The organism is Shewanella sp. DAU305, assembly GCF_026802235.1.
Lineage (GTDB): Bacteria > Pseudomonadota > Gammaproteobacteria > Enterobacterales > Shewanellaceae > Shewanella > Shewanella baltica.
Window position 1 is genome coordinate 3,650,191 of sequence record NZ_CP113808.1, and the last position, 22,671, is coordinate 3,672,861.

The 22,671-nt window shown below is 47.6% G+C and carries 19 protein-coding genes; 5 read left to right on the top strand and 14 right to left on the bottom strand.

Annotated features, from left to right (window positions below; genetic code table 11):
* Nucleotides 1-54: 54 nt before the first annotated feature.
* From pstB to OX890_RS15460, 3 genes are read right to left on the bottom strand one after another with little or no spacing between them, the layout of a single operon-like run.
* A complete protein-coding gene (pstB, locus tag OX890_RS15450; protein ID WP_006081067.1) occupies nucleotides 55-873 on the bottom strand; it encodes a phosphate ABC transporter ATP-binding protein PstB in 819 nt (272 codons plus the stop codon).
* 33 nt (nucleotides 874-906) lie between these two features.
* On the bottom strand, nucleotides 907-2,565 hold the full coding sequence (gene pstA / locus OX890_RS15455; protein ID WP_006081066.1) for a phosphate ABC transporter permease PstA: 1,659 nt from the start codon (nucleotides 2,563-2,565) through the stop codon (nucleotides 907-909).
* A gap of 59 nt (nucleotides 2,566-2,624) precedes the next feature.
* Nucleotides 2,625-4,883: an ABC transporter permease subunit gene (locus OX890_RS15460; protein WP_011846412.1), complete on the bottom strand. Its 2,259-nt coding sequence runs from the start codon at nucleotides 4,881-4,883 to the stop codon at nucleotides 2,625-2,627.
* 200 nt (nucleotides 4,884-5,083) lie between these two features.
* On the opposite strand from OX890_RS15460, the gene OX890_RS15465 reads away from it, so the two are divergent.
* The gene (locus OX890_RS15465) at nucleotides 5,084-5,584 is read left to right on the top strand and encodes a glycine cleavage system protein R (protein ID WP_006085314.1); all 501 of its coding nucleotides are present in this window, start codon (nucleotides 5,084-5,086) and stop codon (nucleotides 5,582-5,584) included.
* A gap of 143 nt (nucleotides 5,585-5,727) precedes the next feature.
* Here OX890_RS15465 and OX890_RS15470 read toward each other — a convergent pair whose 3' ends face one another.
* Both OX890_RS15470 and OX890_RS15475 read right to left on the bottom strand, forming a co-directional pair.
* Complete coding sequence (locus tag OX890_RS15470; RefSeq protein WP_259215542.1) at nucleotides 5,728-6,615, bottom strand: DMT family transporter; 888 nt, start codon at nucleotides 6,613-6,615, stop codon at nucleotides 5,728-5,730.
* 100 nt (nucleotides 6,616-6,715) lie between these two features.
* On the bottom strand, nucleotides 6,716-7,870 hold the full coding sequence (locus tag OX890_RS15475; RefSeq protein WP_268649514.1) for an alpha/beta hydrolase: 1,155 nt from the start codon (nucleotides 7,868-7,870) through the stop codon (nucleotides 6,716-6,718).
* A gap of 395 nt (nucleotides 7,871-8,265) precedes the next feature.
* Here OX890_RS15475 and OX890_RS15480 point away from each other — a divergent pair, with 395 nt between their 5' ends.
* The gene (locus tag OX890_RS15480) at nucleotides 8,266-9,087 is read left to right on the top strand and encodes a DUF2797 domain-containing protein (RefSeq protein ID WP_063883194.1); all 822 of its coding nucleotides are present in this window, start codon (nucleotides 8,266-8,268) and stop codon (nucleotides 9,085-9,087) included.
* 249 nt (nucleotides 9,088-9,336) lie between these two features.
* Here the strand turns inward: OX890_RS15480 and OX890_RS15485 are convergent, their stop codons facing one another.
* Entirely contained in the window at nucleotides 9,337-10,056 is a 720-nt protein-coding gene (locus tag OX890_RS15485) for a DUF4136 domain-containing protein (protein ID WP_063883195.1), read from the bottom strand.
* A 398-nt stretch (nucleotides 10,057-10,454) separates the two neighbouring features.
* Here OX890_RS15485 and OX890_RS15490 point away from each other — a divergent pair, with 398 nt between their 5' ends.
* Together OX890_RS15490 and OX890_RS15495 are read left to right on the top strand one after the other, a co-directional pair.
* Nucleotides 10,455-11,048: a LysE family translocator gene (locus tag OX890_RS15490; protein ID WP_012088771.1), complete on the top strand. Its 594-nt coding sequence runs from the start codon at nucleotides 10,455-10,457 to the stop codon at nucleotides 11,046-11,048.
* Between the two features lie 27 nt (nucleotides 11,049-11,075).
* A complete protein-coding gene (locus OX890_RS15495; RefSeq protein WP_071939037.1) occupies nucleotides 11,076-11,624 on the top strand; it encodes a DUF1415 domain-containing protein in 549 nt (182 codons plus the stop codon).
* Nucleotides 11,625-11,979: 355 nt separating this feature from the next.
* Here the strand turns inward: OX890_RS15495 and OX890_RS15500 are convergent, their stop codons facing one another.
* Nucleotides 11,980-12,462, bottom strand: coding sequence for a hypothetical protein (locus OX890_RS15500; protein WP_126492344.1), 483 nt, complete (start codon nucleotides 12,460-12,462; stop codon nucleotides 11,980-11,982).
* A gap of 188 nt (nucleotides 12,463-12,650) precedes the next feature.
* A protein-coding gene (locus OX890_RS15505; RefSeq protein ID WP_268649517.1) for an IS3 family transposase occupies nucleotides 12,651-13,810 on the bottom strand; the annotation gives its coding sequence in 2 pieces (ribosomal slippage) (nucleotides 12,651-13,561 and nucleotides 13,561-13,810; 1,161 coding nt in all).
* A 1,004-nt stretch (nucleotides 13,811-14,814) separates the two neighbouring features.
* Here OX890_RS15505 and OX890_RS15510 point away from each other — a divergent pair.
* Nucleotides 14,815-16,047, top strand: a complete 1,233-nt coding sequence (locus OX890_RS15510) for a serine hydrolase domain-containing protein (protein WP_126492346.1) — start codon at nucleotides 14,815-14,817, stop codon at nucleotides 16,045-16,047.
* Nucleotides 16,048-16,256: 209 nt separating this feature from the next.
* Here the strand turns inward: OX890_RS15510 and OX890_RS15515 are convergent, their stop codons facing one another.
* The 6 genes from OX890_RS15515 to OX890_RS15540 form a co-directional block, all read right to left on the bottom strand.
* Nucleotides 16,257-17,087, bottom strand: coding sequence for an enhanced serine sensitivity protein SseB C-terminal domain-containing protein (locus OX890_RS15515; protein ID WP_268649518.1), 831 nt, complete (start codon nucleotides 17,085-17,087; stop codon nucleotides 16,257-16,259).
* 215 nt (nucleotides 17,088-17,302) lie between these two features.
* Nucleotides 17,303-18,589 carry an acetyl-CoA hydrolase/transferase family protein gene (locus OX890_RS15520; protein ID WP_268649519.1) on the bottom strand — a complete coding sequence of 429 codons (1,287 nt, stop codon included), beginning with the start codon at nucleotides 18,587-18,589 and terminating at the stop codon, nucleotides 17,303-17,305.
* Between the two features lie 169 nt (nucleotides 18,590-18,758).
* A complete protein-coding gene (locus OX890_RS15525; RefSeq protein WP_126492349.1) occupies nucleotides 18,759-19,880 on the bottom strand; it encodes an ABC transporter permease in 1,122 nt (373 codons plus the stop codon).
* The gene (locus tag OX890_RS15530; protein ID WP_126492350.1) at nucleotides 19,870-20,826 is read right to left on the bottom strand and encodes an ABC transporter ATP-binding protein; all 957 of its coding nucleotides are present in this window, start codon (nucleotides 20,824-20,826) and stop codon (nucleotides 19,870-19,872) included. The genes OX890_RS15525 and OX890_RS15530 overlap by 11 nt, the downstream gene beginning before the upstream one ends.
* Complete coding sequence (locus OX890_RS15535) at nucleotides 20,823-21,941, bottom strand: HlyD family secretion protein (protein WP_126492351.1); 1,119 nt, start codon at nucleotides 21,939-21,941, stop codon at nucleotides 20,823-20,825. The genes OX890_RS15530 and OX890_RS15535 overlap by 4 nt, the downstream gene beginning before the upstream one ends.
* Nucleotides 21,938-22,639 carry a TetR/AcrR family transcriptional regulator gene (locus OX890_RS15540; RefSeq protein WP_006081048.1) on the bottom strand — a complete coding sequence of 234 codons (702 nt, stop codon included), beginning with the start codon at nucleotides 22,637-22,639 and terminating at the stop codon, nucleotides 21,938-21,940. Before OX890_RS15540 ends, OX890_RS15535 begins: the two co-directional genes overlap by 4 nt.
* Nucleotides 22,640-22,671: the final 32 nt, after the last annotated feature.

Genomic DNA, 22,671 nt, shown 5'->3' on the forward strand with positions numbered 1-22,671 from the left:
CCAAGCATGCTCAAAGCCTGCGGTTGCGGCTTTATCCGATAGCGACCGAGCTAATTAACCGTAACGCCCTGTGATGTAATCTTCGGTCTTACGTTTTTTCGGCGTGGTGAAAATCGTATTGGTATCAGCGTATTCAATCAATTCACCCATATACATAAAGGCCGTTTGATCCGATACCCGCGCCGCCTGTTGCATGTTGTGAGTCACGATAACCACAGTGTATTTAGTCTTAAGCTCGGTGATCAACTCTTCAATCGTCAATGTCGAAATAGGATCGAGTGCCGATGTGGGTTCATCGAGTAATAACACTTCAGGCTCGATGGCAATGGCACGGGCAATTACCAGACGTTGTTGCTGACCGCCAGATAAACCAAAAGCGTTATCGTGTAATCTGTCTTTCACTTCGTCCCAAATTGCTGCGCCGCGCAGTGAACGCTCGGCCGCTTCGTCGAGTTCACGACGATTATTCAGCCCTTGCAATCTCAAACCATAAACGACGTTTTCATAAATCGACTTAGGAAACGGATTCGGGCGCTGGAACACCATGCCCACGTTACGGCGTAGGGCCGCGACGTCGATTTTCTTGTCGTAAATATTCTGGCCATGCAGCAAAATTTCACCGTCGATATGGCAGTTATCTACCAAGTCGTTCATGCGGTTAATACAACGTAGCAGCGTCGATTTACCACAACCACTGGGGCCGATAAAGGCGGTCACTTGCTTCTTGGGGATCTTCATCGATACATTAAACAGCGCTTGTTTACTGCCATAGCGCAAGTCTAAGTTACGGATCTCCAACGCGGTGTCGGTCTGGCTTAAGTTCGCTAAATCAAAGTTATTGGTTTTCATTGCTGTCGAATCTATAGAAATCATATTCAGTCCTAATACTTTCAGGATAATCGCTGATTAGTGCTCAAGCGAACGATATTTTTCACGCAAGTGGTTACGTACGCCAATGGCCGTCAAGTTGAGTGCCACAATCACAGACACCAGCAAGAAGGAAGTCGCATACACCAGAGGACGTGCCGCTTCAACGTTAGGACTCTGGAAGCCCACATCATAAATATGGAACCCTAAGTGCATGAACTTACGTTCTAAATGCACAAACGGGAAGTTAAAGTCCAGTGGTAATGTTGGGGCTAATTTCACTACACCCACCAACATCAATGGTGCCACTTCACCGGCGGCGCGGGCGACCGCTAAAATCAAACCCGTCATGATAGCTGGGCTCGCCATTGGGATCACAATGCGCCACAGTGTCTCAGCTTTCGTTGCGCCCAGTGCCAAACTACCTTGACGCACCGCACTTGGGATTCGGCTCAAACCTTCTTCGGTCGAAACGATCACCACAGGCAGAGTCAAAATGGCTAAGGTCAATGCCGACCAAATCACCCCTGGCGAACCAAAGGTCGGTGACGGTAATGCTTCAGCGTAAAACAGTTGGTCGATAGAGCCGCCCATCATGTAGACGAAGAAACCTAAACCAAACACGCCATACACAATTGATGGCACACCCGCTAAGTTGATTACCGCAATACGGATCATCTTAGTGATTGGGCCTTTCTTAGCGTATTCATGTAGATAAACCGCCGCGACCACACCAAATGGTGTCACGATAACGGCCATCAACATCACCATAAACACAGTACCGAAAATCGCTGGGAAAACGCCGCCTTCAGTATTGGCTTCACGCGGGTCGTCACTCACAAAACGGCCGATACCGACGAACCATTTACCAATTTTGCCGATTAGGCTTAAGTGGTTCACATAGGTCACATCCAGCACTGTATCAAGCTTAAGCTCAACTTCTTCACCGCGCATATCACGCACGATTACAGAATCTCGCGCCGCGTCATCACGCAGGGCAAATAACTCTTTTTCAAGCACTAAGTAATCTTTTTGCAGTTGCGCTCGCTTGGCCACTAAGTCAGCTTTATTGCTGTCGGTCAGTTCGCCATCCAGCTCGTATCGACGCTCCTGTAAACGCAGCTTTTCAATGGCGTAGTTAATCGAGCCAATGTCTTGCTTCTGCAAATCTACCGCTTTGTCCGATAAGGCTACTGCGCGGTCGATATGCTCCATTAAGGAGGATTCAATCGCATCGTTAACTAAATCCAGACGCTTGCCATTTTCAATCACGGCGATTGGATAACCGTAGAAGTTACCGTTTTTAGCCCGCTCAATCATGGCGACATCGCTTGGCGTAGAACGGCTCAAAATGTCAGTGCCTAATATCCAGCGGAAATCTAGCCCTACAAATTCGCGGTTACCGGTTTTCACTAAGTAACGGGTCACGAACTCGCCAGGATGTTCCTTAAACACATGGCCCGCAGCAATCAAACGCTCAGTCGGTACTTCTTCCCTATCGTAAACTTCACCAATTAAGGTCGAACGTACGCCCGTGTTATCTTCGAGTTCCCACTGGTAAACCGTTGCTGGCCAAAAGTAACTTAAGCCACGCCAAGCGATTAACAGTAATAAGCCTAAGACGGCAATCAAACTGATGCTCACCGCACCGCCCGTCATCCATATCCATGGCGAGCCTGATTTTACCCACTTACCCATTGCACAAACCTCTCAAGGTCACTGGCGAAATAGTATTTAATGTCATTGTCTTATCCCCGTTACAGCGAGCTATAGCGTTCACGTAGACGCTGTCTCACCACTTCTGCAATGGTGTTAAAGAAGAATGTAAAGATGAATAGCACGAACGCCGCGAGGAAGAGCACACGGTAATGCGAACTACCGATAGCCGACTCAGGCATTTCAACCGCAATGTTTGCTGCCAAGGTTCGCATCCCTTCGAACACGCTCCATTCCATAATGGCGGTGTTACCGGTGGCCATCAGTACGATCATGGTCTCGCCCACGGCGCGGCCTAAGCCCATCATGATGGCCGAAAAAATACCCGGACTTGCGGTTAACAACACCACACGAGTCAGTGTCTGCCAAGGCGTCGCACCTAAGGCTAAGCTGCCGTTCGATAAATGACGTGGCACAGAGAAAATCGCATCTTCCGCGATAGAGAAAATCGTAGGAATAACCGCAAAGCCCATGGCGATACCCACTACCAGCGCGTTACGTTGGTCGAAGGTGATGCCCAGTTCGTTGGTGATAAATTGACGGGTATTACCATCAAACAGTGCCACTTCGATGATTGGGCTGACCGCAAAAGAGAACCAACCCACAAAACAGACCACAGGGATCAACATCAGCTCTTGGTACACTTCGGGTAAACGTTGTTTCCAAATAGCAGGTAACTTACTCCAGCCATAGGCCGAAGCGAGAATCGAGGTCGGCAACAGGGTCAGTAAAATCAAGATACCGGGGAGATGTTCTTCAATCAGCGGCGCTAACCACAGACCCGCCAAGAAACCTAAGATAACCGTTGGTAAGGCTTCCATGATTTCGATGGTCGGTTTCACTAAACCGCGCACCTTAGGCGACATAAAGTAAGCGGTGTAAATCGCACCGGCAATGGCTAAAGGCACGGCAAATAACATGGCATAAAATGCCGCTTTCATTGTGCCGTAGGCCAATGGCATTAAGCTCAGCTTAGCTTCGAAATCATCAGAACCCGAAGTCGATTGCCATACGTATTTAGGCTCAGGATAACCTTCATACCATACCTTGTCCCACATGGCGCTCCATGACACTTCTGGGTGTGAGTTTTCCACACTGAAGATATGCAGCTTTTTGTCCGCTTCAACGACTATGCCGTTTGAGCGTGGGGTAAAGCCCATTTTACCGGGGTTTTTAAGGTCGAATTTTTCGTCAAACAGTTCACGATGACTCGTGGTGTAGAGCAATGTCAGCTCGCCCTCAGGGCTCACAGTCGCAAAACTCTTACGGTAGAATTCAGAGGTAATGGACTCAATAGGCGGTAAGTCATCAAACTGGCGGATTTCTTGATATAAACGCCCTTTGGGACCACTGACTTGGAAGTACTGGGCCACAATACCTGTGTCGTAGCTGACCAGTAAGGAACTTGCGCCCGCCAGCAAAGCCACGTTATTCACTTGGGCTTTAGCACGTTCAACATCAATCACCTGCAGCAGATCTAAGCTGTCAGTATCACGGATGTCGTACACGAAGATTTTATTGCCAGTTTGCAACATCAATTGACGTTGATCGGGCGTCATCAGCTCATGGGAGACTTTCTTCGGAGCATCTTGAATTTGTGACGTCGTAGACACCCACTCCACTTCTTCAGTCATCATGTTCTCTTGCCCTTCGAGGCGAGTCAGGCGCCAAACGCCGCTCTCATCTTGATAGGCAAAGCTCATTTTGTCTGAACTGTAGGTGAAGGTCAGTTTATGAATCGCACTGCCCGTTTCATCGACTGTAATCGGGGTCTCGCCTGCGGGATAACGCAGTTTAGGCGTGATTAAGCGCTTGTTGTTTGGATAACTTAAACCAAACTCTAGGCCAGCCACTAGCACCTGACCATTACTTAATCCCAGCGCAAAACGCTGTTCGCTCGGCACGGCAACGGCGGCACTGGTCACAGTCACGCCCGCTGGCAATGGCGGTGTAAAGCTAGAAAGTAGGCTACCGTCGGCAACGGTATAGAAGTCCACTTGGCCATCAACGGCCACACGGTACATCACCTCATTTTGCTCTTCAGCGCCCACCATTAAAGTAGGTACATCCGCGTGTTGATAGCTCACCGTTTTAACCGGCGTGACATCAGCACTATCGAAAATGGGTTTAATCACATACAACAGATAAAAGAAGATCAACAATAAGGCGACAAACACCATAGTGCCGCCGATAGTGACGCCGATTTGCGCCGCTTTATCCTTAAATGCCCTGCGATTCGAGCGTCCGCCTTTAAGCATACTGTGCGATGCAGGACCAGGTTGAGTGACCTGACTTTCCATTAAGAACCTCTATTATTAATAGCCAGCGAGTTTTTTCGCTAGGATTTGCCGAGTGCTATGCTTACACTGTTTGAACGTAAACTGAGCAATAACAACATCCTTTATTCTAAGTGCGTTGGATTATATGACGCAAAGATGACAGTTGTGTTACACCCCGTTTTAAAACAGGTGCCTTTTACAAAAAATAGGAGTCAGTCACTATGCTACGATATTTGATCACACTACAAGCACCTGATAGAAAAGGATTAGTAGAACAAATCGCCCATGCGGTGAGCCGTCATGGCGGCAACTGGCTCGACTCGGAATTGCGCCATATCGACGGTATCTTTGCCGCTATTCTGTTACTTGAAGTGCCTTCACTGCGTATGGATGAGCTTATTGAGGCGCTGGAGTGCATCGATAGCCTCACCCTCACCTATGCCAAAACCTCGGTCGCGCTTAAACCCATCAAACGCTTAAGCTACAACCTAGTAGCCTATGACAGACCCGGACTCGTGCTCGATATCTCAAATAAGATCAACGCCCTTGGCATCAATATCGAGCAGTTTAGTAGCCAATATGAAACCGCTGGCCACACAGGTATCGCCCTGTTTCGGGCGACTATCGGCCTTGGACTCACAGATCTCGCCCAAGAAGAGCAACTAGTAACATCCCTCTATGCCCTGGGTGATGATCTCGTGCTCGATAGATTAAGCCGTTAACCTTTACGACGAGCGAACACTTAGCACATTTAGTGAGTACATTTGCCATAGCACTTTCAAACAGCACTTAAATGGCACTTAAAACGCTTTTTAAAAAATGCATAAAATACAAACGCCGCTAAGCAAATGCCAGCGGCGTTTTTTTAAGTCACTTTTTGATGCCGAGATTTGACTAAGTAACGCAGTGGCACTTGGGAGATCAACATCCCCAATAACATCAAGCCACAGCCGAATAATGCCCGCACACTCAAACTCTCATCGAGGAAGATAATACCGCCAATGGCCGCAAATACGGTTTCTAAACTGAGGATAATCGCCGCATGGGCAGGATGCGCATTTTTCTGCGCCAACACTTGCAAGGTATAAGCAATCCCTACCGAAATCAGCCCAGCATAGAAGAGTGAACCCCAAGCCGCCAACACGCCATCGAGCGTGGTGACTTCAATTACCGCCGACACCATCAAACTCAGCACGCCGCAGACAAAAAACTGCATCATGGCTAACACCACGGGCGAGATCCGCTTGGCAAAATGATCGACTGCCAAAATGTGCAATGCCCAAAACAAGGCGCCCACCAACTGCAAGGCATCGCCATAACCTATGCTCATGCCATCTTTAACGCTTAAAAAATACAAACCGACCGCGGCAATCGCGCAGCCAAGCCAAGTATTCAAGCCGGTCGTATGTTTTAGCGCTAACCCAAGCACAGGCACTAACACTATATATAGGCCAGTGATAAAGCCCGCGTTCGCCGCCGTGGTGTATTGCAAACCGACCTGTTGAAATGACGCGCCCGCAAACAGTAAAACCCCAACCAGCAAACTGCCGCGCACTAAATCCTTTGGCGCACTCACATGCAGCTTATTTTGCCGACGCAAGTACCACACCAAAGGCACTAAGCTAAACGTCCCCATTAAAAAGCGAATACCATTAAACGCAAAGGGGGAAAGATGTTCCATGCCTAAGGTTTGGGCGACAAATCCAAAGCCCCAAATCGCGGCGGCAAGCAGTAATAACAGGTTGGCAGGCAAGATAAATTCTCAGCGAACAAAAAGATCACAAGATTACCTAGCCGCGTGAGACTTGTCCAAACATGTTGCAACTTTGTAGTTAAGCCCTCTCTGGGAGCGGTTACTTTTTCGCTCGCAACTGCAAGTGTTTAGCTTGACTGAGGATCTCATTTAAAAACACTGAATCCGTTTGTTTTGCCAGTAGCACGGCTTTATCGGAGGCTTTTATCGCCTGCTCAAGCTGCCCATCCAGATCATAGGCGGTCGCTAAACTGTCCCATAACACCTCTGAATTGGGGAACGCGCGCGTCCCCTCTGCGAGAATGTCAACGCCCCAAGCCGTTTTTTGTTCATAAGTCGCTTTGAGCCCATAAACATTATATTGCTGAGCAAAGAGTGGAAATTCATAGCCAAACTCAGCGCTCTTTTGTCGATAGAAGTGTTTTAGGTCCTTGAGTGGCATAACGGCAATTTCAGGCACAGCATTCCAACCGGCAAAAAGGGTCTTTAACGCCTCAATATTGCCAACAAGCGGTGTACTGTCGTGGGTTTCATCGGGGAAATGTTTGTAAAACCAATGCAGTTGCTTTGATGCGTTACCCGTTGAGTTTGCACCTAAGCCGTCTTGCAACTGCTTAATTTGCGCCGCAAACGCGCTTGCCATTTCATTGGGTTCACTTGCCATACTCAAAAACCAGCGCAGTGGTTTTGCACGCTTAGCTGGTAATAACTCTGCCGACTTAAGCACTAGCCAATTACTGTCCCACCATAAACTGGGACTGATTGAAATCACCGCATCAAATTGGCTATTAGGCGTCATAGCCACATAACTGCTAAACAGCCCAGCGAAGGAGTGACCCGTGAGTATTTGATAATCCGAGGTGCGGTATTTTTTGCCTAATGTACTGAGTAGCTCTTGCTCTAAAAATTGCCTGAACTGTTCAGCACCACCGGAGCTGTCTTTAAATTTATCGATTTGAGTCGGCGTAAAATACTTCATCCGTTGATCCGAACTCACGCCAACGGTGATCATTTCCGGAATAATGGCATAAGTACTTAAAAAACCGACATTCGCCGCCACATGCTCAAATTGGGTAGAGCCATCTAATACGATTAATACCGGATAGTTAAAGTCGTTGGAATGCGCATAGGTATCTGGCAAATGGATTTGTAAGCTTATGTCATCATTCAAGATTTCTGAATGAATTACCGTCTTATCCGTCTGTGCGAAGACCGCCGTTGAAAAGAAAAACATCAGCACTAAAACCAACCGCATAAGTACACCTCCATTTGTAATGCTGGGTAACTTACTGGTTTTCATCATAAGACTCAAATCATTACCCTCAAAAAAGTCTGATTAAGATGATGGAGTTGAGTACAGTTTACAAAAACTCACTCAATCAGCTCATTCAATCGACTAATTCAATCGACTCTGGTCATTAACGCCATTAATCGGCTCGCTTATCGACTGACTTATCGATTCGCTTATCGATTCGCTTATCGATTCGCTTATCGATTCACTTATCGCCTTACTTATCGAAAAATCCTATCTAAACTGGCTTGGATAATCTTGTATACTGACGGCCACGCAATGACGATATAACGAAAGCGTGCACTAGACCGCATGATGAGCGACTAAGCTGCACCAGAACGCAACACATTAGGATTACCATGTTAGGAACGCTAAAGAAGATGCGCGTGCAGTTAGATGACGCGCAACAAGTGCAATATCAACTCGTTGTCGGTGATGAGTTACTCCCGCTCAATCCATTGATAGGCAAGCAATTAACCTTGACCCACACGGGCAATATCTTCTGCTGCAACTGCGGTAAAAAGAGCAAGAAGAGTTACTCGCAGGGCCACTGTTTTGTCTGTATGCAAAAGCTGGCGAGTTGCGATATGTGCATCATGAAGCCGGAAACTTGCCATTACGACCAAGGTACTTGCCGCGAACCAGAGTGGGCCCAGAGCCACTGTTTTGTGCCGCATTATGTGTATCTGTCGAATACTTCGGGCGTTAAAGTCGGCATTACCCGCCACACGCAACTGCCCACCCGTTGGATTGACCAAGGTGCCACCCAAGGTTTGCCGATTTTTAAAGTGTCAACAAGGCAACTCTCAGGTCTGGTCGAAGTTGAATTGGCGAAACTGGTGAACGATAAAACCCATTGGCAAGCCATGTTAAAGGGCCACGCCGACGATATCGATTTGAATGCGAAAGCCGCAGAACTGATCCCGCAAATTGAGGCTAAGCTGCACGAAATCGGTATGCAGAAAGGCGATTACAGTATCGAGCGTTTAGATGAAACGATTCAGCCGATTCATTATCCCATCGACACCTTTCCGAAGAAGATCACTTCCCACAACTTCGATAAAAATGGGGTGGTGAGCGGGATTTTGCAGGGGATTAAAGGTCAGTATTTAATGTTTGATACCGGCGTGATTAACATTCGTAAGTTTTCATCCTACGAGATCAGCGTCGAGCACGACTGATAGCCTGAAATCGAAATGGGGCTTAACCCATTAAAATGAAAAAGCGCGGCAGTTTTCACTGTCGCGCCCTTTATTGAGATGGCTGTCACTAAAATACCATGCCTCACCATTCAAAAATGGGAGCTAGCGCCACAAATGTGGGACCGAGCCGCTCAATTACGCACTAATCCCGTTTATCTGACGAATGCTCCTATCAAGATGCTGATTCACTCAGGCCAGAACTGAAACGAAGCAAGACTAAAACGCTAACTAAGGTGCCACATTAACCGATGGTATATTGGCCACCATGCTGGCAATTAAACTGTCGAAGTTTTCGGTTAGCTCATCCATCTTTTTAATGTTGCCAAAGCCTTGGGCAAGGACACGCCAAATGGGTTCGTCACCGCCGCCCTTTATTTTAGTCGGCTTAAACAGTGCTATCACCACTGTGCCCTTGTCATACTTTTTAGTGTTCACACCGTCGGTCGAAAGCCCAGCAACCAAACCTGTTACCGCCAGAATTTGCTCATCGCTCATTTCAGTGCCCATGGCAACACCAAACCCGACCTGAAAATCTGCCAGTTGTGGGTCTTCAACCCAGCGATATCCTTTATTCTGCAAGGTTTGCTTTAAGACATCTTGCATGTGCTGCAACACTTGCAGCGGCTCTAAACGCTTGTCTGTGATAATTTTTTGAAACTTGGGATGCCAAGTGTACGTCATGGCGGTTGGTGGTAATTCACTGAGATCGCCAGACATCACGACTGTGGTTCGCAGCGGCTGCGCCGCGTTATCCGTCACAGTCACGCACCCAGTAAGACCTAAAACGCCCGTGAACAGCAGCACTAACACAGCTAAATACCTATTGAGCACTCGGCTAATATCTAGATTTAGTCCTCGACTTAGGCTTAGATCCTGCCTTCGGCTTAGGCCCCGATTAAGCTCTCCACTTCGCTCTCGATGTAACGTGTTATGCAGCGGATTGATCATGCACTGTTCCCTCATTTTATAAAATTCTGTCTAAGGATAGTCGCTATTGCTAAAACTGAAAGTTGATATGCATCATAGTGTTAAATCAGCATATTCCAATATAGATTGATGTTCTCGCCATCACTGGGAAATCACCAGCCTGCGCTAATACTCTCCATTCAAAATTGAGCCTCTTAGTGCTTCAACCTATTTTGTTATTCTTTTTCGTTTATAAACTCGCTATGCCGTATAGGCGCGGCAATATTTAACCGCTAGAATGCCTCGCCTGCGCTGCAATCAAACGCAGCAAAAACTTGCTAGCCACACAGTATTGCGCAAGCAGATGCGACGGCCGCAGGCGAAATATCGCCATTAATCACAATGCCATACAACGAAAATGAAAGGTGTGAGATCTATCTATGGAGTTAATACTCGCTATCGCGCTATTCGCCTTCTCATCGGGGATCACCCCAGGGCCGAACAACATTATGCTGATGACCTCAGGGGTTAACTTTGGCGTGAAACGCAGTATTCCGCATCTGCTGGGAATAAGCCTTGGCTTCCCAACCATGATCCTCGCGATCGGCTTGGGCTTAAGCGCGCTCTTCCAAAGCTATCCTATCATCCATCAAGTGATAAAAGTCGTCGGCATAGGTTACCTTTTGTATCTGTCTTGGCTTATCGCCAACAGCAGTAGCAAGATGGAAGGTAAAGCCATTGCCAAACCCTTCAGTTTTATCCAAGCCGCGGCGTTTCAATGGGTGAATCCTAAGGGCTGGATCATGGCGGTGGGCGCGATTGCAACGTTCACATCAGTACAGCAAGATTTAACCCCGCAGGTCATCACTATCGCGACAGTATTTTTATGTGTCGCCTTCCCCTGCGCCATTGTGTGGCTCGGTTTTGGCGTGGCCCTTAAGCGCATTTTAAAAAATGAGCGCCAACAGAAGATCTTCAATATCACGATGGCAGTCTTGCTTGTGGCGTCTATCATCCCTATGATCGCCCCCTAATTTTTGTCAGCACGAGCCACGACCACCATGAACGAAATCGACATGATCATTGAACAAACCGACAACTGGGTCAAAAAAGTGATCATGAAATACAATATTTGCCCCTTCGCCAGACAAGAAGTCGAGCGCGGCAGTATTCGGTATCTAGTGGTTGAACAAACCAAAGTCAAACTCGTGCTTAAGGCATTAATCGAAGAGTGCCAATACCTCGACGCCCACCCCGAAGCCGAAACCACGCTGTTTATTCTGCCCCGAGGTTTTGAGGGTTTTTATGCCTATCTCGACCTCGTCGACATGGCAACTGATACGCTTATCGAGCATGAGTACGAAGGCACTTACCAACTCGCCACCTTCCACCCAGACTATTGTTTCGATGGCGAACCACAGGACGGGGCAGCCAACTTCACCAACCGCGCCCCCTACCCAACCTTGCACATCATCCGCGAAGCCAGCATGGAGCTCGCTCTCGCCAGCTACACAGATCCCGAAACCATCCCAGAACGCAACATCGCCTTTTGCGAACGCAAAGGCAGCGACTTTTTCGTCAAGTTGTTAGCAGAGTGCATGGGGAAATAGCTTGAGCGCCTCAGAAATAACTGAGAGAGATGGTAAATATAGGAAGTTGTAGAGCAATCACTTAACCTTGGTATCCAAAAATTAAGCACTGTCACTCCAGTGACACGCCGTAAACTCGTCCCTGAGGGCTCGACGACGGCATCCATGCCGCCAACGGTCACTTACATGCCAGTGCTTAATTCAGTTAACCTTTGTTCATATCTTCGATCCCATTACTGAAAAATTTAACTTATGTAGGCACAACTCAAAAAGATATGCCCGATTTTTTCCTGTAAATCCGTCATAAGGTGAATAGGTAATTTGCACTCTTTAAAATCATTGTAATATTTCAAAAATATTTATCTTAGAAACACTGTTATCTATATTGCACATTAAAATCCTTACGATTTCCTCCTGCATTATCCATCCACGATAGCGTAAAAGACTCTCTTATTGCTGTATGACTCAATGAACTTGATGCGAGTAATTTTACTGACTCTGAGCTATCAAGGTTACATGGAAAGTAATCTTCAACTTCAGATCTCATAACAAAATCAATTTTACCTTGAAAGTCTATCTGTACATTTCTGGCCTGAGATGATCCTACATTAGTAATCACTAACTGCTTACTTCCTTGACTTCCGTAGTTAACAAATCTCGCACTAAATTCAGCTTTCTCCTTGCTAATTGCTCGTGCCTTCGCATCCTTTAGTTCTAATGCTGTAAGCTCACGCTGGAGAGAGCTTAACTCTCGCATCAAGTCTTTCTGTTTATTATGAGTTCTGATGCTATGCAACAATGAGCCGCCAGCAAACACAGCAGCTGCAATGGCACCTATATCACTGACTGTTAATTCCATAATAAAAATCCTTTATCTTTTCGTAAATTTAATATTTTTACTTTTCTTTGCTAATTTTTCAAAAGTACTGTCAAGCGAGTTCGTAAGTTGATTCAGAACATTCACCTTAAATTCATCCATGAAATCATCAAAGTTCTCTTTGTGCCCACACTCTTTGCATATCATAAACTTTTGATATTCTGTACTGGTCAACCCAAACTGGACACTTTTACTTGAGAATTTTCAAACTCTACCGGTGACAGATCGTCATTAGCAGAATGCAGCCGCTCCAAGTTGTAATATTTCATGTAAGCAGTCACATCTTGCTTCATAAACTCCCTTGTTGGTTGATTAACTTTAAAAATCCAATCGTGTTTTAAGCTGCCAAAGAATCGCTCAACAACGGCATTATCCCAACACGCTCCCACATCACCCATGCTGGCTCGGATACCATAGCTCAATAGCAGCCTACCGAATTGCTTACTGGTATATTGCGAGCCTCGGTCACTGTGGAATACCAGCCCTCGCGCTGGTTGTCGCAGGTTGTAGGCTTTTATTAATGCCTTAGATATCAAATCTGTGGTCATGCGTTTATCTATGTGCCATCCCACAATCCGGCGTGAATATAAATCCATCACCACAGCTAAATACATCCAGCCTTCACCCGTCTTTAAATAGGTCACGTCACCCGCCCAGACCTGATTAGCCGATACTGGATTAAAGTTCATGTTTAACAGGTTATCTGCCACTGCATCTGAGTGTTTCCGCTGCGTAGTCACCTTGTAAGCACGTCGCTGGGTTGCTTTGAGTCGAAGGCGGTGCATAATTTTACGAACGAGATAGCGACCAACCTGGTAGCCTTCCTTGCGCAATTTTTTCACCATTTCACGATTCCCTAAGCTGCCTCGACTTTGCTTAAATAGCTGTCGAACAAGGCGATAAAGCTTCAGTGTTTCAAGGCTTATCACGTTTGCAGGGCGTTTATGCCAATCGTAATAGCCTGATTTGCTTACACTCATTACTCGACATAACAGTGCTACGGGAAACAGGTTGGATTGCCGTTTGATGAAACGAAATTTTACTTCATTTCTTTCGCAAAGAAGGCGCTGGCCTTTTTTAGAATTTCTTTCTCCATTCGTAATTCTTTGTTTTCTTTACGTAATCGTTTTAGCTCATCACGCTCAGACTCTTCTAAGGTGACACCTTGTTTCAGGGCTTGGTGTTTTTCCTTCCAGTTGTAAAGCAGGCTCGTGCTAACTCCAAGAGACTTTGCCGCATCGGCAACGCTATAACCTTGTTCTAGCACCATCAAGACAGCTTCATCTTTAAATGCCTGGGGATAACTCTTATGTGATTTCTTCAGACTCATATCGACCTCTTAATTTATTGACCATACTGTCTCAAAATTAAGTGTCCGATGGGATTAGACCAGAACATTCATCAGTGTGTACTGGCTGCGCTCCGCAAATAGGACACTTAGGCTGCAACATTTCTTCTGAAATTGACATAAACCACTCCATGCTAATGTTAAGTCTTTTTAAATATTAAAACTTAATACTTATGTTTTATCACGATAAAACATAAGTCACTAATTAGGAAAATAGTTATTACTTTGTATTTTTCAATTCTTAATTTACAGCATTCGAGTTAATTAAAAATTCTGTCTCTCTTGCGTTAAATTCATAGGTAACTTAAAACGGAAGACAGCAAGTAGGAGTGAATAGGCAAATTGCGTGAGTCTTGCCATGGATGGCAAGCTAGCTTTCGCAGGTGCATGGACGCATCCTTCGGAAGCGATAGCAAATTTACAGATGAGCTCAAGGGGCTTTCAGCTCCGTTGGGGGCGTCTTGGAGAATCCAAGGAGGATAGGACGAGCAGTCCTCCTTGGTCGACTCTTGATTAATCATCAAGGGGTGAAGCCCCAAGACTTTGACTTTGAAAATCAATAAACAAACGAAGTTTAAAAGAAAACTCCATTGATAAATAAAGAGAATTAAACCCTTAAAGCCCAAACGTCAAAGGCACTACGACTCAGTTTGCCCCTAAAGTCTGAGTGACAATGAAGATCAGCGTATCTACCTGTTCGTCTATTGAATGAGTTAACAAAGTCTCACCGCGTTGAATTAAAGCTGCATCATACGCAATGGCAAATGACTGGATACCTATTAATAACTAAAGCGTGTCATCATTAGTTACACCTGCGAGTTTGCAACTGTAACCACAGTCCAATATGTTCAGTTCATCAGACTGTTATGCGACAAATCCACACTCTATGATGCGCCGCGCTAAATACTGCCGTCTGTTTTGACAAACGAACACCGGCCCCCTGTTTCGCCAAGGATTTTCAACATTTGATAAAGGACTAAAATCACATGCTCAATATGCTAAATCCGCTACGTAACACGTTGGCTTTATTGATGTTCGGCTGTTGTTATCCGGGAGCAGTATCAGCCGCGACTGCCACTCAAGATGATGTGGCGCAAAATGACAGCATTAGCCGCGTCGAGCACGGGCTTTCCAGCTTAGTGGTTGCCAAAGGCACCTCAGCGCAAAAGATGAACCTTGTGGATCGGATGCACTATTATCGGGTGCCTGCGGTCAGTATTGCGATCGTCAATAATGGCCGCATTGAATGGGCTCGGGCTTATGGCGTCAATATTGCGGGAAAAGACGGTACTGAAGGTGCGCAAAGTACAACACCAACAACATTATTTCAGGCCGCATCCATCAGTAAATCCCTCACCGCGCTGGCAGCATTGCATCTGGTTGAACAAGGAAAACTGCAACTGGACGGTGATATCAATAACCAATTGCACAGCTGGAAGCTGCCTGACAATGAATTTACCAAGGAGCACAAAGTCAGCCTGCGACAATTGCTTAACCACAGTGGCGGCATCAATGTTCATGGCTTTAAAGGTTATGCCGATGGGCAGTCTCTGCCCGACTTACTGGCGGTGCTAAACGGTGTTGCCCCGTCCAATACCGATGCGATTCGGGTCGAAGCCGTACCTGGCACCCAATGGAGCTATTCTGGTGGTGGTTACACTATCGCCCAATTGATGATGATTGAGGCTAGCAAACAGGATTTTCCGCAATTACTGCAACAAACCCTCTTTTCTCCTTTAGATATGCAGCACAGTTTCTTCGCACAAACCTTACCAGCCGAAGCGCGCAGCAATGCCGCAGCAGGACATGATGAAAATGGCGCTGCAATAACTGGGTTGTGGCATCAAAACCCCGAGCTGGCGGCAGCAGGTCTGTGGACGACAGCGACAGATTTAGCCAAAGTCATCATTGAAGTGCAACAGTCGGAGGCGGGAACGTCCAATAAAATACTCTCAACGGATATGACCAAAACCATGTTAATCCGACTATTGGGTGAAACCGGCCTTGGCTTTTTTGTTGAACAACTGCCAGACCGGATTAGCTTTAGCCATAGTGGCGGCAATGAAGGCTTCCGCAGCCAATTATATGGTTATACCCAAACAGGTCAGGGAGCAGTTGTGCTGACCAACGGCGATAATGGTTCCGCCTTAATAAAGGAAATTCTGGCCAGTATTTCAGCCGAATATGACTGGCCAGAATTTAAAGTGACAGAGAAGTAAGCTGCTTAAATGAGGCATTAAATAACAGCATATTGAGCAGTAATGCGAAGAGAAACAGTATATTGCCAGACGCCAGACTAAAACCCATTTAGCTGGCGGCTCGCTTTAAAATAGCGACGACAAAATAGCAGCGATGATCGCCACAGAAAGCGCGAATAAGTCTTAACTCATTCAATTAGCAGGTAAATAGATCAGCCTGTTATTTATGATTAGGCAAACCAGCGCTTCATTTTTGCAAACAACGACTGACGGTAAAAAGGCTCGGCTTTTTCAACACAAAACTGTCCGAGGGGTTCTTGAACATCTGCGCGCATTTGATGCACTTTCACCTCCCAACTATTGGGGTCCATTTTACGCTGCATTCTATCCACATCTGCCCTGATCCGGCTTAAATCATCGGCATCATCAGCGACAAACTGCACCATCAAACAGAGCGCATGATCTGTGCAACTCCTACCAAAGTTCAACGAGTTGGATTCGATAAGATAGGCTTTCTGGACACGCTTATAGTTTGAGAGTATTTCCTTTAACTCCGCAAAAATGGGCAGTTCATCACTGAAGACTTTGCCCAGAATAACCAGTTCGCCCCTTTGTTCAACCAAAGAAAAATCCGGTAATAGCATATAGCGGATCTCATCTTCATCTAAGGTTTTCGACATATTACTGTTGGGATTCAGCGCCATATCATTGCCCGACTGCAATAGCAGCTGAAAAATCGTGGCCGCTTCGAGTTCCATCACGCCATGGTACTCAGTGCCTTCGCTTTTCATCAGCTCAATGGCTTTATCAACCGCGATTTGAGAGGTAAAAATAGGGGTAAAAGGATGATCGCTGCCATCTTCTAAGGGGATATACCATTGCTTGATGCTGATAGCGATAGCGCCATCACCCGCCTGCGGCGCATCCTCGCTACCCTCACTCAAGATAAAGAGTTTTGCTTGGCTCAATTGCTGATAAAACGCCTCAGCGTGCGCATTATTGCTTAATGCCTTTTCAAAACATTGTTCGAGTGGATTGGTCGCTTCTAAGTGGTACAGCATTGACAAACATCCTTTTATTTAGCAGTTCAGTCCTTTCTTATCAAAGCGTTAAAATACTTTAAGCAATTCAATTAACACTGAACAGATAATATCGAGCGGGCATATTAAAACATTGGGCGCGGGGATCTAGTACGCCCAGCCTACCTCTCTTTATGTTTATGCTTGCCATAAATGAAGACTGAGCGACGGATCAGAACGAGGGACACACCTAAAAACTACAGTCTTAAGCCCCAAACATCGAAGGCATCACGACTCAGTTGCTCCCTAAAATTGGGGTGAGCGATGGCGATCAACGCTTGTGCCCGTTCGCGCAGTGAACAACCGCGTAGATTGGCGGCGCCGTATTCGGTCACAATATAATGCACATGGGCCCGAGTGGTAACTACACCCGCGCCAGGTGATAACACGCTTGCGATGCGGGAAATTGTGCCGCCCGCAGCCGTGCTGGGCAGCGCAATCACAGAGCGCCCACCTTCTGATAACCCTGCACCGCGGATGAAATCCATCTGGCCGCCGACGCCGGAATAGATTTTAGTGCCAATCGAATCGGCGCACACTTGGCCAGAAAGGTCGACCTGCAGCGCCGAGTTAATTGCCATTACATTGGGGTTTTTACGGATAATGGACGTATCGTTGACTTGCTCTATGTCCATAAAAATAACCGCCGGATTATCATCAACATAGTCGTATAACTTTTGACTTCCCAGGGCAAAACCTGTGACTAATTTCCCCGGATAAAATCGCTTCTTGCTGTTGTTAATCACGCCCTTTTCAACCAGTTGTAATATGCCGTCAGAAAATAGCTCAGTGTGAACGCCCAAATCCTTATGGTCGGTTAAGCAAGATAAAACAGCATCGGGGATTGCGCCTATGCCCATCTGCAGGCAATCGCCATCACGTACCAATTGGGCGACATTTTTGCCAATCGCCAGACTCACGGCATCGCCCGTGCCGAAAGAATGGATCGGCAAGGCCGCACTTTCTTCATACACAGCGGCAAAACGGTCAATATGGATAAACCCATCGCCGTGGGTGCGTGGCATTTGTGGATTAATATGGGCGATGATCTTACCCGCCACTTGGCAGGCCGCAAGCGTGGCTTCGACCGAGATCCCTAAAGAACACATGCCGTGCTTATCGGGCGGCGATACTTGAATAATCGCAGTATCAATTTTTTGCTCGCCGGAGCGAAACAACTTAGGCACTTCAGACAGGAAAATCGGCACATAATCCGCATCACCACTTTGCAACAATGCCCGCGTCGGCAGACCACCGAAAAAACATCGATGGCGTAAATGTCCCTGTAAACTCGGATGGCTTAAGGACTCAGCGCCTTCGGTATGTAACTGTAATAAGGTGAGATTGTCTTTAGTGAGTGCGTGCTGCGCCAACGCATCGAGTAAAATCCGCGGCGTGGCGCCCATGGAATGCGTCCACAGCGTCTCGCCACTTTGAATTAATGCAACGGCTTCGAGCACGCTATGACAAATGATTGCAGGCATAATGAATTCCCTTCCCTAAGCATGATGGCGGCAATGGCCATAGCGGTAGTGTAAGGGATATCCTAATTAAGCAATATCGATTTAAATGGCTTAGCGCGACTGTTTATCTATAGTTTGCGCTATATCAAAACTCGGCACTTTGCTCTTAGCAAAAATGCCGAGCACAGGACTAATCCAAGCGCTTAGAGAATCTCATGCTGGCGATAAATAGCCCGATACAGGTAAAACCTATCATCCACAGGGCATCAAATTGCAGATCCATCACTTGGGCATCGCGCAACACTATGGCCCGTGACATGCGCATAAAGTGGGTTGCGGGTAAGGCTTCGGCAATCCACTGCGCCGCGATGGGCATGGCTTCGTAGGGGAACATAAACCCCGACAATAGAATCGATGGCAGCAGGATAAATACCGTCATTTGCATCGATTGCAACTGGGTTTTAGCTATGGTCGAAATCACTAATCCTAAAGTTAAACTGGCGCAAATGAACAACATAGCGGCAAGGGCGATGGAGTCGATTCCGCCACGAATCGGCACATCAAACAACAAATGCCCTGCGCTCAGGATAATAGTCACTTGCACAAAACCGACGATCACATAGGGCACGATTTTACCCAGCATCAACTCCAGCGGCCGCACTGGCGTAGTGATCAAAAACTCCATATTACCCTGCTCGCGCTCACGCACTATGGCGGCGGAGGTGAACATCACCATGGTCATAGTCAAAATCACGCCCAGCAGGCCGGGCACGATATTGACTACAGAGCGTTGCTCGGGATTAAAATATTGCACCACTTCAAAACTCGGCATCACGGTTTTTTGCGCTCTCCCTGCGATTTCATCCAGCGGCATTTGCCTAAGACTACGAATGGTTGAAGCCACAACCGTATCTGAACCATCCACTAGCCATTGGCCTACCGGCTGAGCTAAATATTGCTGACCCGCAAAGCTTGGGTGACGCACTAAGCGCTCATCGAGATCGGCGGGCAAATACAGCACAGCTTTAACTTCGCCGCGAGTGATCGCCGCCTCTGCCTCGGCTGCACTTAAATAACGCTGTTTGAAATCCACCACCTGCGTCGCTTCCACCGCCTGCACCAATGAGCGGCTGTAGGCAGAATCGCTCAAATTCACCAGCCCCGCGGGCAGATGGCGCGCATCGGTATTGATGGCATAACCAAACAACATCAATTGCACCAGCGGGATCATGACTATCATGCCAAAGGTCATACGATCCCTTGATAATTGCCGCAGCTCTTTGACTACAATTGCAAAAATTCTACGCCACATGGTCAGTTGCTCCCTTGGACACCCCAGCCAAACGCTCGCCGGTGCAAGTGACAAACACATCTTCTAGGCTAGCGCGCACTTCTTCCATCGTCCGGCTGGCAACCCGAGGTTTAAGCCAAGCGAGTGGATCTTCAATATCGCTGCGCACTAACACCCGTAAACGACTGCCGATTTGCGCCGCCGATAATACGGCAGACACGCTGATCAATGATTGCTTTAAATTGCGTAAATCATCCCCTGAAATTTCAACCACCCGAGCGCCCATCGCCGCCATCAACTGCTGGGGTGAACCGTCGGCGCGTTTTATCCCCCGCTCTAAAATCGCCAGACCGTGGCAACGCTCGGCTTCATCCATATAGTGAGTCGACACAAGAATCGTGGTGCCTTGGGCGCAGAGATCGAATAAGCGCTCCCAAAACTCGCGCCGATTCTCGGGATCGACCGCTGACGTCGGCTCATCGAGAAACAGCAATTCAGGGTGATGCAAGGTCGCCGCCGCTAAGGCCAAACGCTGTTTCTGGCCGCCACTCATGGAGCCTGCCATTTGTTTTTCTCGGCCGACTAAATCGTACAGCGTGACTAACTCGGCTATCCGCAGCTTTGAGGCTCGGCGGTTCAAACCATAAATTTGCGCGACAAACTCTAAGTTTTCCCGCACAGAAAGATTGTCGTACAGGGAGAATTTTTGCGTCATATAGCCGATGCGGCGACGCAGTTTTTCCTCGGCGCCGGGTAAGGTTTCACCCAAGACGCGGATTTCCCCCGACGTTGGGCTCAACAGCCCAGTCAACATACGGATTGATGTGGATTTTCCGCAGCCATTGGGGCCAAGAAATCCATAAATGGTCCCCTTGAGAATGGCGAGGTCGAGGTTTTCCACCGCATTGACGCCGCCAAAGGCGCGGGTCATGCCTTGGGTCTCGATAGCAAAGTCGGTGTGGCTCATGGCAGCTCCACGGTTAATGCCATGCCCGTCGGTAAATCCTGACCCGCGGCGGAAATGGTGATATCAGTCAGATACATCAGCCGCGCTCGGTCACGCTCATTAAGCGCATAAAACGGCGTGTAAGCGGGTTGACTGCGGATATTGCGCACTGTGCCAGCAATCGGCATTTCGCGGCCATCCACTCGGATATTGACCTTATCACCCGCCTTCACTCTGTCTAACCAAGTCGCGGGCAGATAAACCCGCACATAGGGATGCTCGCTCGCCAACAAACCAATCAACTGAGTGCCCGCAGCAATACGATCGCCCACTCGCCAAGGTAGCGTATCGACAACGGCGTCACGCGCCGCCACTAAGCTCAAGTCGGTTAAGGCTTTTTGTTCAATAGCGACACTGGCGCTGGCGGCGGCCACCGCGGCTTTAGCTTGTTCTAGCTGCTCACTACGGGTGCCATTTTCTAATAGGCGCAGGCTTTGCTCCGCCTCGGCTTGCTTGGCTAAACTGGTATCCCGCGCCGCACGGGCGGTATCTAAATCCGCTTGGCTCAGCACTTTCGTGGCATACAAATGGTTGGTACGCTCAAACGCACGCTGCGCTTCTTTCACGCTGGCATTCGCCCCATCGAGCACGGCCTTAGCGCGTTCGATATCTTCTAAACGCGCACCAGTCACCGCCTCAGAAAGTTTAGCCTTGGCTTGTTCAAGTTCGGCTTGACGCAGGGCAAGGCGCGCATTGGCCGAGGTCGAATCGAGTGTGAGTAGCACTTCGCCCGCCTTAACCTGCTGACCTTCAACCACATTTACCTGAGTAATCAACTCACCCACGGGCGCGGTCAGTGTCAGTCTGTCACGCTCGACTGTGCCAAGGACGCTCGGCGACTCTTGAGTGCAAGCCGCTAACTGCAGCAGCAAACAGCCTAAAACGACACCTGTCGCGACTCTTTTAATTAACGCGGTTTGATTAGTTAACTTATTGTTTCTTAACTTGCTGTTGCTTAACTTGCTGCTACTTAAACTGCTGTTACTTAAACTTTTGTTACTTGAGTTGCTTTTACTGAAACGATTGCGACTAAAATCTTGGTCATTCAACATCGTTAAACCTATCGTTGAGCTCATGACTGGCTCCTTGGTTCACATAACAGTCCCTGCGTAAAAACCTGCATATTGTGCAGTGCTAAGCGCTGCAAAAGCGCAGCATCAGCATCAAAAAAGCCGAACTGACGCATTAATACGGGCGGGGCAATAAGCGGAAATACCATAAGACTCACAAAACTTAGCCGTGCTAAATCGGGGTCGACGCCCTCTTTTAATAATCCCGAATTAACTAATGTGGATTCGAGCCATTGCCGCGACAGGGTTAACACTTGCTCAAATACAGACAAGATAATTCGATAGGGTTCCGAGCCATCGCCCTCCTGCAACACTCGTATAATCAGCCGTGGCAAGCCAGGGTTGGGTGCCATAACGCGGTAGTAGGTCTGCATGATTTCGCCGACATTATTCGGCGCTTCAGCTGCAGATATTTCGCGTAAGCGGGTTAATACAGGCTCAAGGGTTTCCCGCACCATTTGTTCGAACAAACCCGCTTTCGAACCAAAATAGTAACGGATAAGCGCGGCATCGACCTCGGCTTCGCGGGCGATTTCACGGGTAGACACAGTAGGATAACTGCGATGACTAAAGAGACTTAAAGCAGCGGTAATTAAGCGTTGGCGCGCGTCTGAGTTCCCCTTTGGACGACCGAGAATGGGCGGCGATTCAGGTTGGGCAGTAAATGGAACGACGCCCCTAGGACGACCGGGAATAAGCGACATGGCAGGCTCCAGCAAAATTCATCTACTGATGA

What these genes read in the sequence shown, in the direction of transcription:
- pstB (WP_006081067.1), bottom strand. Translation starts at nt 873, where the DNA reads ATGATTTCTATAGATTCGACAGCAATGAAAACCAATAACTTTGATTTA.
- pstA (WP_006081066.1), bottom strand. Translation starts at nt 2,565, where the DNA reads ATGGGTAAGTGGGTAAAATCAGGCTCGCCATGGATATGGATGACGGGC.
- OX890_RS15460 (WP_011846412.1), bottom strand. Translation starts at nt 4,883, where the DNA reads ATGGAAAGTCAGGTCACTCAACCTGGTCCTGCATCGCACAGTATGCTT.
- OX890_RS15465 (WP_006085314.1), top strand. Translation starts at nt 5,084, where the DNA reads ATGCTACGATATTTGATCACACTACAAGCACCTGATAGAAAAGGATTA.
- OX890_RS15475 (WP_268649514.1), bottom strand. Translation starts at nt 7,870, where the DNA reads ATGCGGTTGGTTTTAGTGCTGATGTTTTTCTTTTCAACGGCGGTCTTC.
- OX890_RS15480 (WP_063883194.1), top strand. Translation starts at nt 8,266, where the DNA reads ATGTTAGGAACGCTAAAGAAGATGCGCGTGCAGTTAGATGACGCGCAA.
- OX890_RS15485 (WP_063883195.1), bottom strand. Translation starts at nt 10,056, where the DNA reads ATGATCAATCCGCTGCATAACACGTTACATCGAGAGCGAAGTGGAGAG.
- OX890_RS15490 (WP_012088771.1), top strand. Translation starts at nt 10,455, where the DNA reads ATGGAGTTAATACTCGCTATCGCGCTATTCGCCTTCTCATCGGGGATC.
- OX890_RS15495 (WP_071939037.1), top strand. Translation starts at nt 11,076, where the DNA reads ATGAACGAAATCGACATGATCATTGAACAAACCGACAACTGGGTCAAA.
- OX890_RS15500 (WP_126492344.1), bottom strand. Translation starts at nt 12,462, where the DNA reads ATGGAATTAACAGTCAGTGATATAGGTGCCATTGCAGCTGCTGTGTTT.
- OX890_RS15510 (WP_126492346.1), top strand. Translation starts at nt 14,815, where the DNA reads ATGCTCAATATGCTAAATCCGCTACGTAACACGTTGGCTTTATTGATG.
- OX890_RS15515 (WP_268649518.1), bottom strand. Translation starts at nt 17,087, where the DNA reads ATGCTGTACCACTTAGAAGCGACCAATCCACTCGAACAATGTTTTGAA.
- OX890_RS15520 (WP_268649519.1), bottom strand. Translation starts at nt 18,589, where the DNA reads ATGCCTGCAATCATTTGTCATAGCGTGCTCGAAGCCGTTGCATTAATT.
- OX890_RS15525 (WP_126492349.1), bottom strand. Translation starts at nt 19,880, where the DNA reads ATGTGGCGTAGAATTTTTGCAATTGTAGTCAAAGAGCTGCGGCAATTA.
- OX890_RS15530 (WP_126492350.1), bottom strand. Translation starts at nt 20,826, where the DNA reads ATGAGCCACACCGACTTTGCTATCGAGACCCAAGGCATGACCCGCGCC.
- OX890_RS15535 (WP_126492351.1), bottom strand. Translation starts at nt 21,941, where the DNA reads ATGAGCTCAACGATAGGTTTAACGATGTTGAATGACCAAGATTTTAGT.
- OX890_RS15540 (WP_006081048.1), bottom strand. Translation starts at nt 22,639, where the DNA reads ATGTCGCTTATTCCCGGTCGTCCTAGGGGCGTCGTTCCATTTACTGCC.